7 protein-coding genes are annotated in these 13,124 nt (G+C 61.3%); 4 read left to right on the top strand and 3 right to left on the bottom strand.

Annotated features, from left to right (window positions below; translation table 11 throughout):
* The first annotated feature begins 32 nt into the window (after positions 1 to 32).
* The 3 genes from ACO07W_RS05545 (at position 33) to ACO07W_RS05535 (ending at position 6,386) form a co-directional block, all read left to right on the top strand.
* Positions 33 to 1,400 (top strand): beta strand repeat-containing protein, encoded by a 1,368-nt coding sequence (locus ACO07W_RS05545; protein WP_421845821.1) that lies wholly within the window; start codon positions 33 to 35, stop codon positions 1,398 to 1,400.
* 345 nt (positions 1,401 to 1,745) lie between these two features.
* Positions 1,746 to 5,201 carry a PPE family protein gene (locus tag ACO07W_RS05540; protein ID WP_421841488.1) on the top strand — a complete coding sequence of 1,152 codons (3,456 nt, stop codon included), beginning with the start codon at positions 1,746 to 1,748 and terminating at the stop codon, positions 5,199 to 5,201.
* A 40-nt stretch (positions 5,202 to 5,241) separates the two neighbouring features.
* A protein-coding gene (locus ACO07W_RS05535) for an IS3 family transposase (protein ID WP_421840069.1) occupies positions 5,242 to 6,386 on the top strand; the annotation gives its coding sequence in 2 pieces (ribosomal slippage) (positions 5,242 to 5,509 and positions 5,509 to 6,386; 1,146 coding nt in all).
* A 500-nt stretch (positions 6,387 to 6,886) separates the two neighbouring features.
* On the opposite strand, the gene ACO07W_RS05530 is transcribed toward ACO07W_RS05535, so the two are convergent.
* A protein-coding gene (locus ACO07W_RS05530; protein ID WP_421840068.1) for an IS3 family transposase occupies positions 6,887 to 8,115 on the bottom strand; the annotation gives its coding sequence in 2 pieces (ribosomal slippage) (positions 6,887 to 7,800 and positions 7,800 to 8,115; 1,230 coding nt in all).
* Between the two features lie 302 nt (positions 8,116 to 8,417).
* Here ACO07W_RS05530 and ACO07W_RS05525 point away from each other — a divergent pair.
* Complete coding sequence (locus tag ACO07W_RS05525) at positions 8,418 to 9,680, top strand: FAD-dependent oxidoreductase (protein ID WP_421841486.1); 1,263 nt, start codon at positions 8,418 to 8,420, stop codon at positions 9,678 to 9,680.
* Between the two features lie 160 nt (positions 9,681 to 9,840).
* Here ACO07W_RS05525 and nuoN read toward each other — a convergent pair whose 3' ends face one another.
* Together nuoN and ACO07W_RS05515 are read right to left on the bottom strand one after the other, a co-directional pair.
* On the bottom strand, positions 9,841 to 11,442 hold the full coding sequence (gene nuoN / locus ACO07W_RS05520) for an NADH-quinone oxidoreductase subunit NuoN (RefSeq protein WP_421841484.1): 1,602 nt from the start codon (positions 11,440 to 11,442) through the stop codon (positions 9,841 to 9,843).
* Positions 11,439 to 13,025, bottom strand: coding sequence for an NADH-quinone oxidoreductase subunit M (locus tag ACO07W_RS05515; RefSeq protein ID WP_421841482.1), 1,587 nt, complete (start codon positions 13,023 to 13,025; stop codon positions 11,439 to 11,441). The genes nuoN and ACO07W_RS05515 overlap by 4 nt, the downstream gene beginning before the upstream one ends.
* Positions 13,026 to 13,124: the final 99 nt, after the last annotated feature.

The following is a 13,124-nucleotide window of genomic DNA, read 5'->3' as shown; positions in this document are numbered from 1 at the left end:
TCGGCAGCTCCGGTGGTTTCAATACCGGTGATATGGAGTCGGGTTTCTTTAACGGCTTCTTTAGTTTCGCGGGTCTTGGAGGTGCCGCGGCGGCGGCTGCGGCCGCCCAGACATCGATCAACACCGGCGTGGCCAGCTTGCTGGCCGGGCCAGCGCCTACGGCATTTGCCCTACCCGGCGTCAACACGGGGATCGGAAACCTCGGTAGCTGGAATATTGGTGGCGGAAACGTGGGTTCTTTCAACCTCGGTAACGGGAACCTCGGCAGCCTGAACTTCGGTGGCGGGAACATGGGCAACCTGAACCTGGGCAGCGGGAACTTCGGCTTTGCCAACTTGGGCAGCGGCAACATTGGTAACACCAACTTCGGCGGCGGCAACCTCGGCAATATCAACCTCGGTGGTGGTAATTCCGGCGACGGCAACTTCGGTTTCGGCAATATTGGCAGCGCAAACTGGGGCAGTGGCAACATCGGTAGTTCCAATGTGGGCAGTGGGAATCTCGGTTCCTTCAACCTGGGTCAAGGGAATCTCGGCTCTACCAACATCGGGTTCGGGAACCTAGGTGACAACAACCTGGGCTTTGGGAATAGCGGCAGCAACAACATCGGCTTTGGGCTCACCGGTGACAATCAGGTGGGTATCGGTGCGCTGAACACGGGGATCGGGAACTTGGGTTTCGGGAACTCGGGGAACAACAACATCGGGTTCTTCAACTCCGGTGACAACAACATCGGGTTCTTCAATTCCGGGAACGGCAACTTCGGCTTCTCCAACGCCGGCGACGTCAACACCGGCTTCTGGAACGCGGGTAGCACCAATACCGGATTTGGGAACGCGGGCGGCACCAACCTGGGATTCAGTAACGGCCAAAGCGGAAATGTCGGTTTCTGGAACGCGGGTACCAATAATATGGGAATCGGCAATTCGGGTACGCAGAACGTGGGAAACTTCAACGCGGGCGATCTGAATACCGGTGAACACAACTCGGGCGACACCAACACAGGATGGGGCAACTCGGGTGACATCAATACCGGCCTGTTCAACTCGGGCAACTTGAACACAGGTATCGGTTTCACCGTCGACCAGGTTGGCCCGAATTCGGGCTTCGGGAACACCGGAACCGGTAGCTCGGGCTTCTTGAACACCAGTAGCTCGACTTCTGGCCTGGCGAACATCGGCGCCGATTCAACCGCGGGCGCTATCAACTCGGGCACTGGCCCCAGCACTGGCTTCGCCAATTCGGGCTCCGGCAACGTTGGCTGGGGCAATTCCGGAGCCACTAGCAGTGGCTTACTGATTTCGGGTACCTCTAGCTCGGGTTTTGCAAATTCGGGCAGTGGCAGCTCCGGTGGCTACAACCAGGGTGATGACCAGTCGGGTTTCTTCGGCCAGTCCTAGCGGATGCCAAGTCCTTCGTGGGCTCAGTGGTTGCTGTAGCGCAATAGCTATGCCTGGCTACAAGGACGAGAGCGGCCGTCGCGCGGATAGCGATGGCCGCCTAACTTTGGTCTGGGCGAACCGGCTTTTACCAGGGCGGCTTTGCTGATCTAGCCGCGTTAGTTGAGTCCGTTTGGTGTCGATGTGTCGATGGATTTTGTGAAACTGCAGAAAATGTGTGGTGATGTCCTTAGAGTTTGTTTCTAGCGATCGAGTGACGTCGGTGGTTGCCAATGCTTGGTTGGCGGGCTGTCTGGATGTTTTCGTTGGCGAGTGGTGTTGGACCCAAAGAAGGGGCTAGGCGTCATGAACTATTCGGTGTTGCCGCCGGAGATTAATTCGTTGCGGATGTTTTCGGGTGCGGGTTCTGCGCCGATGTTGGAGGCGGCGGTGGCCTGGGAGGGGTTGGCCGCGGAGTTGGGTTTGGCGGCGGAGTCGTTTGGGTCGGTGACGTCGGGGTTGGCTGGTGGGTCGTGGCAGGGGTCGGCGGCGGCGGCGATGTTGGCTGCGGCGGCGCCGTATGCGGGGTGGTTGAGTGCGGCGGCGGCTCGGGCTGCGGGGGCGGCGGGGCAGGCCAAGGTTGTGGCGGGGGTTTTTGAGGCGGCTCGGGCGGCGATGGTGCCCCCGCCGGTGATTGCGGCGAATCGGAATGCGTTTGTGCAGTTGGTGTTGTCGAATGTGTTTGGGCAGAATGCGCCGGCGATTGCTGCTGCGGAGGGTATTTACGAGGAGATGTGGGCCGCTGATGTGGCCGCGATGGTGGGTTATCACGGTGGGGCGGCTGCTGCGGCGGCGGCGTTGCCGTCGTGGCAGCAGGGTTTGGCGGGGTTGTCTGGTCTGAGTCAGGCGGTCGGTTCGGTTGTGGCGGGTCCGGTGGCTGCTGGTGTTGCTGCGGCGGGTGCGCGGGTGGCTGGGGCGGTGGCGGCTAGTCCGGTGGCTGCGCCGTTGGCTGCGGCTAGTGCGGCGGCGGCTCGGGCGGTTGCTCCGGTGGCTGCTGCGGTGGGCCCGGTGTTGGCTCCGTTGGCTGCGGTGGGTGCGGCTCCGTTGCCGGTGGGTGGGCTTGCGGCTGCGGTGCCGCCGGGTGGGTTTGCGGCTGCGTTGCCGGCGGGGCTGGCGGCGTTCAATGCCAGTATCAGTAATACCGGTGTGTGGAATGTGGGTGCCGGCAACACCGGCGACTTCAACCTGGGCGCTGGCAACACCGGCAACGCCAATCTAGGCAGCGGGAATATCGGCAACGGAAACCTCGGTGGCGGCAACACCGGGAATGTGAACCTCGGCGGCGGCAACCGGGGATTCTTCAACCTCGGTGACGGGAACATTGGTAACACCAACATAGGTAGCGGCAACATCGGCAACCTGAACCTCGGTGGCGGGAACGCCGGTAGTGGCAACTTCGGCGGCGGCAATATTGGCAGCGGGAACCTGGGTGGCGGCAACATCGGTTCGACGAATGTTGGTAGCGGCAATACCGGCTCATTCAACTTGGGCAGCGGCAATATGGGCAGCACCAACTTGGGCTTCGGGAACTTGGGTAACGGCAACTTCGGCTTTGGAAACAACGGCAACAACAACATCGGCTTTGGGCTCACCGGTGACAATCAGGTGGGGATCGGTGCGCTGAATACGGGGATCGGGAACTTTGGTTTCGGGAACTCGGGGAACAACAACATCGGGTTCTTCAACTCCGGCGATAACAACATCGGGTTCTTCAACTCCGGCGACGGCAACTTCGGCTTCTCCAACGCCGGCAACATCAACACCGGCTTCTGGAACGCCGGTGCCACCAACACCGGCTTCTCGAACGCGGGCAGTATCAACTTCGGCTTCGACAATGCCGGCAGCGGCAACTTCGGAGTCGGCAACGCCGGCGCCGACAACATGGGCGTCGGGAACTCCGGGATGTTCAACACCGGCAACTTCAACTCGGGGACCCTGAACACGGGTGGCTCCAATTCGGGTGATGTCAACACGGGGTGGGGCAACTCGGGTGATACCAACACGGGCTTGTTCAACTCGGGAGACTTGAACACCGGTATTGGTAGCTCGACTGACCAAACGGGCCCGAACTCAGGCTTCAACAACACCGGGACCGGTAGCTCGGGCTTCAACAACACCGGTGACACCAACTCCGGGCTGGCGAACACGAACACGGGTACTTTCGGTGTGGGCAACACGGGGTTCTTCAACGCGGGTGACGGCGGGAACGCCGGATTCGGCAACACCGGTGATGCCAGTAACGCGGGTATTCTCAACACTGGGTTTAACAACACGGGTATCGGAAACTCGACTTCCGGCGGGTTTATGACCGGTTTCAACTCGGGTGTGCTGAACTCGGGCACCGACAGCTCGGGCGGCTTCAACACCGGTGACATGCAGTCGGGGTTCTTCAACGGGTTCTTTAGTTTTGCCGGTCTTGGCGGGTTTGCAGCTGCGGCGGCCCAGGCTTCGGCTAGCGCGGGCGCGGCTGCGGCTGGTGCTCTGGGGCTGCCGCCTGCGGCTGGGTTGGCCGCAGCGTTGCCGCCGGAGTTGGCGGCGCTCAATACCGGTTTCGGTAATACCGGTGCGTGGAATTTGGGTATCGGCAACACCGGCGACTTCAACCTGGGCAGTGGCAACACCGGCTTGTCGAATTTGGGTATCGGCAATATCGGTAACGGGAACCTGGGTGGCGGCAACCTCGGGAATGTGAACCTCGGTGGCGGCAACATTGGCTCTTTCAATCTGGGTAGCGGGAACCTTGGTGACACCAACATTGGTAGCGGCAACATCGGCAACCTGAACCTCGGTGGCGGGAACATCGGCGATGGGAACTTCGGCGGCGGCAATATTGGCAGCGGGAACCTGGGCGGCGGCAACATCGGTTCGACGAATGTTGGTAGCGGCAACCTCGGTTCCTTCAATTTGGGTAGCGGCAATATGGGCAGCACCAACTTGGGCTTCGGGAACTTGGGTAACGGCAACTTCGGCTTTGGAAACAACGGCAACAACAACATCGGCTTTGGGCTCACCGGTGACAATCAGGTGGGGATCGGTGCGCTGAATACGGGGATCGGGAACTTTGGTTTCGGGAACTCGGGGAACAACAACATCGGGTTCTTCAACTCCGGCGATAACAACATCGGGTTCTTCAACTCCGGTGACGGAAACTTCGGCTTCTCCAACGCCGGCAACATCAACACCGGCTTCTGGAACGCCGGAGCCACCAACACCGGCTTCTCGAACGCGGGCAGTATCAACTTCGGCTTCGACAATGCCGGTGCAGGTAACTTCGGAGTCGGCAACGCCGGCGCCGACAACATGGGCTGGGGCAACTCGGGTAACTTCAACACCGGCGACTTGAATTCAGGTTCGGTGAATACGGGTGGCTCCAACTCCGGTAACACGAACACCGGGTGGGGTAACTCCGGTGACACCAACACGGGCTTGTTCAATTCGGGGGACTTGAACACCGGTATTGGTAGCTCGACTGACCAAACGGGTCCGAACTCGGGTTTCAACAACACCGGGACCGGTAGCTCGGGCTTCAACAACGTCGGTGACGGAAACTCGGGGCTGGCGAACACGAACACGGGTGCCTTCGGTATGGGTAACTCGGGTTTCTTCAACTCGAGTGGTGGCGGGAACGTGGGTTTCGGCAACACCGGTGAAGACAGCAACATAGGTATCTTGAATGTGGGCAGCGGCAATGTGGGTGTGGGTAACTCGACGTCCGGCGGGGCTGGTGGCGTGTTCCCCGTGAATGAGTCCAGCTTGTTTTAGAGTCTCGTGGCCCTAAACGTGGGCTGGAAGGGACAAGGAAATGGCTGGTCGTAAGAGGTATGCCGCCGAAGACATTGTGCGCAAGCTGCGCCGAGCTGATGAGCTGGCCGCCGGCGGCAGCTCCGGTGAGCAGATCGCTGCCGAGCTGGGGGTATCGGCGGCCACCCTGTACAACTGGCGCCGAGCCTACGGGGGAATGGATCTCGATGCGGCCCGCGAGCTCAAGGAACTGCGCGAGCAAAACGGGCGGCTCAAACGGCTGTTGGCCGAGGCCGAGCTCGTCAAAGACGCCCTACGTGAGGTGGCCAAGGGAAAATTTTGAGCCCAGCCGCCAAACGCCGCGCCGTGGACATGCTCACAGAAGTCAAGGGCATCTCAGAACGGTTGGCGTGCCAAGCGGTTGGGCTGGCCCGCTCAACCTACCGACGTGTCCGTATCGACCAGACCCCGGCGGACCCGGATGCCGATCTGCGGGCCTGGCTGCGTTCCTACGCCCGCAAACACCCCTGTCACGGGTTTCGCCGTGCGTGGTCGGCGTTGCGCTACGACGAGCATCACCAGGTCAACAAGAAGAAGATCCACCGGCTGTGGCGCCAAGAGGGACTGCAAGTCGCCGTCCGCTCCCCACGCAAACGTGGTGGTGTGCCCTCAGTGCCGCCGATCATCGCCGATGCCCCCAAGGTGGTGTGGGCGCTGGATTTTCAGTTTGACTCCACTATCGACGGCAGGTCGGTCAAGATCGCCTCGATGCTCGATGAGCACACTCGCGAGTCGCTGCTGGACATGACCGCACGCTCCATCACCGCCGAGGCGCTGGTCGACGAGCTCGAGCGAGTGTTCACCACTGCCGGGGGTCCGCCCACGGTGCTGCGCATGGACAACGGGCCGGAGCTGATTTCTCAAGCGTTGCAGCAGTTTTGCGACGGAAAAGTCGGGCTGACCTATATCCCCCCAGGTCAGCCCTGGAAAAACCCCTACATTGAATCCTTTAACAGCCGCTTACGAAAGGAGTGTCTGAACCGCAACTACTGGACTGACCTGCTCGAAGCCAAGGTGGTGATCAGCGATTTCAAACACGAGCACAACCACCGCCACCGCCACTCATCGCTGGGTTATCGCACTCCGGCCGAATACGCTGCCCAATGCAGCCACACCCATCACCCCATAGCCTGCGACATCAACTAAAATCCAGATCAACAACAACCTGGCTCTAATTCCAGGTGGACCCGATATCGGGGACCAGCCACTGGGACCGGTGATAACTCGGGTGTGCTGAACACGGGAACCAACAGCTCGGGCGGTTTCAACACCGGCGACATGCAGTCTGGGTTCTTTAACTAGCAACCCAGTGACCGGCGGTGCGTCACTGACGCTGTCGGCCATGCGTATCGGGCTCTCAGCGGATCCCGGTTCCTCGTAATTGAGGGTTTAGAGGAAGTCAAGCCCATCGGGGGAAGCGGTCTTCCGATGCGTAACGTTCTTTCACCGTCGATCAGGAAGACGTCGGCGTGCAGCACGCTTCCTGTGGCCCACTAACTCTGTTCCACGAACGGCCTCAACGCGCAGCCCCGTATTGGCTAACGCCTACGAATCAGACGACTCAGCGTGTTGCCAGGATGAGGGGCATAAACTGTCGACCACCAACCACGGGGCTTGACCCCTTGGGTTGGACACGGGATTTGTGGTTAGGCGGCTTGGGGCAGCGTAGCGGATAGGTGGGTCCTCTCGTAGGTGGCGGGGCTGAGCTGGTTGCAGTAGGAGTGGCGTCGTGTGGTGTTGTAGCGGGCCAGCCAGCGAAAGACCTCGCGTCGGCAGGTGGGGGCGTCGTCCCAGCTGTGTCGGTCTTGGAGGACCTCGCGTTTGAGGGCGGCGTTGACCGATTCAGCCAGGGCGTTGTCGGCGCTCGATCCGATAGCGCCCATGGACTGGGTGACCCCCAACCGGGTACACAGTTTCGCGAAATCCTGTGACGTGTACTGGCGTCCGTGGTCACTGTGGAATACCGCACCACCCAGACTGCCCCGTAGCGCCTCGGCGGCCTTGAGGGCATCTTCGACCAGTTCGGTGCGCATATGCTCTGCGATCGCCCACCCAGTGATCCGCCGAGACCAGCAGTCGATGACGGTGGCCAGATACAGGTTAGCGCCGCTAGCCAGCGGCAAGTACGTGATGTCCCCAACGTATCTCTTGTTGGATTCAGAAGCGGTGAAATCTCGTTTAAGCAGGTCAGGATATTTCTGTGTGGTTTTATCTGGTCTGGTTGTGCGGACACGGCGGCGGCACCGATACCCAGCGATCCCCGCTACGCGCATGACTCGGGCTACTCGCTTGTGGTTGACCCGCTCAGTATCAGCAACACCGTCGTTGAGTTCAGCGGTGATCCGCGGGCACCCATAGGTGTTGTCCTGATCATGTATTGCGCGAATACGCTCGGCCAACACCGCATCAGCAGCGGTTTGAGCTGCCCGCGTGGCTGCTGCCTGACACCAGGTGTAAAACGATGATCGAGCGATCTCGACGACCTGGCATAGCCGCTTCACCTCGAAGGCGTGTCGGTGATCGGCAACGAACTGAAAGCGACTCACCAGTTCGTCTCCCCAGCGAAATACTTGGCCGCCGACCGCAAAATGTCCCGCTCGGTGGCCAGCCGGGTCTTCTCGGCACGCAACGCCTGGTTCTCAGCATGGAGCCGTGCCACCGCTTGTTCGGGGGTCTCGCCACCCGGGGCCCCTACGGCAACCGAACCGGGTTTACGGTGCCGAATCGGCACACCGTGGGCCTTGCACCACGCCGATAACGTTGGGTCGCTCAAGCCAAGCTCAGCAGCGATCATGCTGATCGTCGCACCAGCGGTATCCCGATACAACGCAACCGCATCCCGCTTGAACTCATCAGGGTAACTTTTCCTTGCCATAGGGGTGGATCATCTCGCTTCCCCCAGGAACATCCTGGGATTCAGCGTGTCCAACCCAAGGGGTCAAGCCCCCACGAAGCAAACGATGGGCAGGAGGGCGGCTGCGGCAATTCTGGGCGCTCCGACGGCCGCCGCGCAGATCAACGATTCCTCATAACCAGCGGAGACGCCTGTCAACACTGTCCCCCTGGCAGCGAGATCGTCAGCGTGGTCGCGATTGGTGATCGCCGTCAGGCCCACATTGGTATCGGAATTGGCCAGCGCCTGGACGCTTCCGTTTATTGGAGACAAAGGCTGAACCTGTGCGAACTGAACAGCAGAATCGAGCAAACCCGGCTCCGACGGAAGTGGGCTCGACCACATGTGTGATCGTCGGTGGCGGACCGGCCGGAATGGTGCTCGGGTTGCTGTTGGCCCGTGCCGGCGTGGATGTCACCGTGTTAGAGAAGCATGCCGACTTCCGGCGTGATTTCCGAGGTTCTACGGTGCATTCGGCGACCCTACGGCTTCTTGACGAGCTGGGCCTCGCGGAGCGGTTTTCCAGCCTTCCGCACAGCGTAGTGCGGCAAATGAAATTTGACCGGGCCGGGCGATCGGTGACGGTCGCCGATTTCAAGCGGCTGCGGCAGCCGCACCCGTACATTGCTTTGGTGCCGCAGTGGGATTTGTTGAACCTGCTCGCCGAGGCTGGGGAATCTGAGCCGACGTTCACATTGAGGATGCGCACCGAAGTAACTGGCTTGCTTCGCGAGGGCGACAGGGTCACCGGTGTGCGCTATGAAGGGCCTGAAGGCCCCGGGGAACTGTCAGCCCATCTCACCGTCGCATGCGACGGTCGTTGGTCACGGGCTAGGTCAGAGGCCGGGCTAATCCCGCACGAGTACCAGGTCGACTTCGACTTGTGGTTGTTTCGGTTGCCGAACGCGAACGTCTCCGGCTTCCGCTCAGCGCCAGGCAAGGCGTTATGGATATCGTCGCATCGGGACTACATGCAGGTCGCCTACGTCGGGCCAAAGGGCAGCGATGCGCAGTTGCGGACGCGTGGTGTTGACGTATTGCGCAGCGAAATCGTGCAGTTGCTACCGGAAGCCGCTGCATCGGTGGCGGAGCTGACGCTGGACGACGTCAAGCACTTGGATGTGCGGGTGAACCGTCTACGTCGTTGGCACACCGACGGTCTGCTCTGTATCGGCGACGCGGCTCACGCGATGTCCCCGGTGGGCGGCGTGGGCATCAACCTCGCGGTGCAGGACGCTGTTGGGGCAGCTATCGTTCTTGCCAAGCATCTTCGCCGCCAACGTGTTTCGAATCGCCATCTTGTCGCGGTCCGACGTCGCCGGGTTTTATCCGCGGCCGTGACCCAGGCAGTCCAACGAATTATGCATAAGCGCATGGTAGGCCCGGTTCTACGCGGTGAGAACGTTGGTGGGCCGAGTAAGATGCTGACAGTGTTCGAGCGGTTCCCTTTTCTGGCTGTCGTTTCCGCCCATTTTCTGGGCGTGGGGGTGCGCGCCGATCACGCGCCGCTGTACGCTCGTCGGTCCGGGCAGCTGCGGTCGCAATAGCTAGGGGCGCGGCATGCTTTGGTCCGCCAACAGCGCTCCGGGCAGCGTTTGAGGTCCGTATCTCACCGAGCGCATCGCCAGATATCTCATTGGGGCGACGGGTTCATACCCCGGCCTGGGCTCTGGATGGTGAAGAGCGTCCATTCCGTGCGGGGCTGAGTCAGGGCAACAGGTGGGCGGCGTGATCGGCCAGGTCGAGCAGTGGCTGCGGGGCGATGCCCAACACGACAGTTACCGCGGCGCAGGTGGCAATGGTGGCCTTGCTGAGGATTCCTGGTGCCACTACATGCGGCGTGGCATCGGATGCCTCGGTGAAGAACATCAGCACGATCACTCGCACGTAGAAGTACGCCGCCACTCCGCTGGAAATCACACCGACAATCACCAGGGGTACCGCCCCGCCTTGGGCAGCAGCCTTGAACACCGCGAATTTGCTGACGAATCCGCTGGTCAACGGAATCCCGGCGAACGCGAGCAGAAACATCGAAACCATCAGGCCGACAAGGGGAGAGCGCTGTCCCAGCCCGGCCCAGTGGGACATGGTGGCGTCTTCCTGCCCATCGGCGCCACGGACCAGCCCGACGATGGCAAACGCGCCCACAGTGCTGAAGCTGTAGGCGACCAGGTAGAACAACGTTGCCGAGAGACCGGCGGAGTTGTCAGCGATCACGCCGGTGAGGATGAAACCGACGTGTGCGACCGACGAATAGGCGAGCATCCGCTTGACGTCAGTTTGGGTCACGGCGGTGACGGTGCCCACCGCCATGGTCAAGATCGATATCGCCCAGAGAAGAGGCCGCCATTGGTCGTGCAGCGGTGGCAGCGCAACATAGACCACTCGCAGCAGCGCACCAAACGCCGCTACCTTCGTGGCCGACGCCATGAACCCGGTGACCGGTGTGGGTGCCCCCTGGTACACGTCGGGAATCCAGGAGTGAAAAGGAACCGCGCCCACCTTGAAAAGCAAACCGACTGAGAGCAACGCGACACCGACCAGCGCCATCGAATCGTCGCTGCGCCCTGCCAGCGCATCGCGAATACCCGGCAGGGTCAGCGTGCCGGTCGCGCCATAGAGCAACGCGACGCCGTAAAGAAAAAACGCGGACGAGAACGCACCCAACAGGAAGTACTTCAGCGCCGCTTCCTCCGACAGCAGGCGCCGATGACGGGCCAGCCCGCACATGAGGTACAGCGGCAGCGACAAAACTTCCAGGGCGACGAACATTGTCAGCAGATCATTGGAAGCCGGAAAAACCATCATGCCCCCGACAGCGAGCATCGCTAGCGGGAAGAGCTCCGTCTGGGCAGTGCCGGCGTCTTCGGCCTCGCGCTCGGCGTCGCTGCCGGGAACCGCCGAAGCCTGGGGCGTAAAGGAATCCAGCCCGGCAATGTGGCCCCGGTTGCCGGCGGCTAGCGCGACCTGACCCACCCGAAGCATCTGCCCGCCGGAGCTGCGTTCAGCCATGAAAATGATCGCCATTACGCTGACCAGCAGCACAGTGCCCTGTAGGAACAGGGTAGGTCGGTCGATAGCCATCGCCCCCAACACTGCGCCGTGACCGGTCGTTGGGACCGACTTGGCCACCACAACAACTGCGATAAGTGCTGACACCGAACCGCCGAGGGCAAGGGTGACCTGCGCGCCATATCGCAGCCGGCGTGGCAGGAACGCCTCAGCTAGCACGCCGGCCACCGCGACGCCGAACACAATGAGCATCGGAGACAGCAGGAAGTACTCGATGTTGGGGCTGGGTAGGCTCATTGGTGCGGTCCTCCGGCTGTCCGGGCCACGCCTACGCCCGAAACTGGTTGTGTCGCTTTGGGCGCGGGATCATGCTGACCGATGGTGGTCATCGTGTTCTCGACCGCCGGGTTGATGAGATCGAGCATCGGTTTGGGGTAAACGCCGAGCGCAAGAATCAGCGCCATCAGCGGGGCAACCACCACCATTTCGCGCGGCACCAGGTCACCGATTCGTTCGTTGCCGCCAGCCACGGGGCCGGTCATCACGCGCTGGTAGAGCCAAAGCATGTATATCGCCGAGAGAACTAGCGCGGTGACGCCGAATGCTGCCGCCAGCCAGTAGCGGTTGTATGTACCTAGCAGGACCAGGAATTCGCTGATGAACGGGGCAAGACCGGGCAACGACAGGGTTGCCAACGCCGAGACGAGGAACGTGCCGGCCAAGATTGGGGCCACCTTCTGCACACCGCCGTAGTCGGCTATCTTGCGGCTGCCGTGTCTTGATATGAGGAAGCCGGCGATCAGGAAGACCGCAGCAGTCGACAGGCCGTGGTTCAGCATGTACAACGTCGATCCGCTCTGGCCCTGGGTGGTCATCACGAAAATACCCGCGATGATGAACCCGAAGTGCGAAATCGATGTGTAGGCGATCAACCGCATCATGTCGGTTTGGCCGATGGCCACAATGGCGCCGTAGATAACCCCGACGATGGCCAAAGTTACTATCAGTGGTCGGAAATACGTTGAGGCATCCGGAAACAACTGTAGGCAGTAGCGCAGCATGCCGAAGGTGCCCACCTTGTCCATCACCGCCATCATCAGCACCGCCGTGGCCGGAGTGGACTCGACGGCGGCGTCTGGCAGCCAGCGGTGGAACGGCCATAATGGCGCCTTAATGGCGAACGCGAACATGAAGCCTAGGAACAGCGCTTTGGACACCGCGGGGTCCACGCCGTAGCGGCCCGACGAAACACCGGACACGATCTCGCGGAAGTCGAACGTGGCGGCGCCGTGCTGTGCTGTCACCACATAGAGGCCGATCACCGCTGCCAGCATGATCAACCCGCCAAACAGGTTGTACAGCAGGAACTTCACCGCGGCACGTGATCGACCGGAACCCTGGCCGAAACCACCAATGAGGAAATACATCGGGATGAGCATGGCTTCGAAGAACACGTAGAACAGCAACACGTCGAGCGCGATCACTGAGATCAGCACCATCGACTCGATAGCCAGAGTCAAGGCCACGTAAGCGTGTACGCCGCGTGTGCGTTGGCCACCGTCGTTCCAGCCGGCTACCAGCAGCAGTGGAATCAGCACAGTGGTGAGCAGCACCAGTACTACCGCGATGCCGTCCACACCGACGGTGTAGCCGGCGCCGAATGCTGGTATCCACGAATGATCTTCGACGAATTGGTACGGGGCGGCGCTGGCGGTGTCAAAGCTGACCGCGACCTCGATTGCCAGGGCCAGCACCAATACGCTGACCACCAGGCCAGTCCACTTGGCCAGCTGCCCTAGTCGTGGGGGCAGCAGGATGATTAGCACAGCACCGGCTAGCGGCACCAGCCACAGAACGGTCAGACATCCGATGCCGCTCACCGGCGCCGCTCCTCTCTCCGGCAGGTGGGAGATGCCCCCACATGGCTGCTTTGCATTGCATTGTCGCCGGCGGGCATGACGCGCCGCTGCTCCGCATCG

It is taken from the genome of Mycobacterium sp., assembly GCF_965230835.1.
Lineage (GTDB): Bacteria > Actinomycetota > Actinomycetes > Mycobacteriales > Mycobacteriaceae > Mycobacterium.
This window is presented reverse-complemented; position numbering and strand designations above follow the sequence as displayed.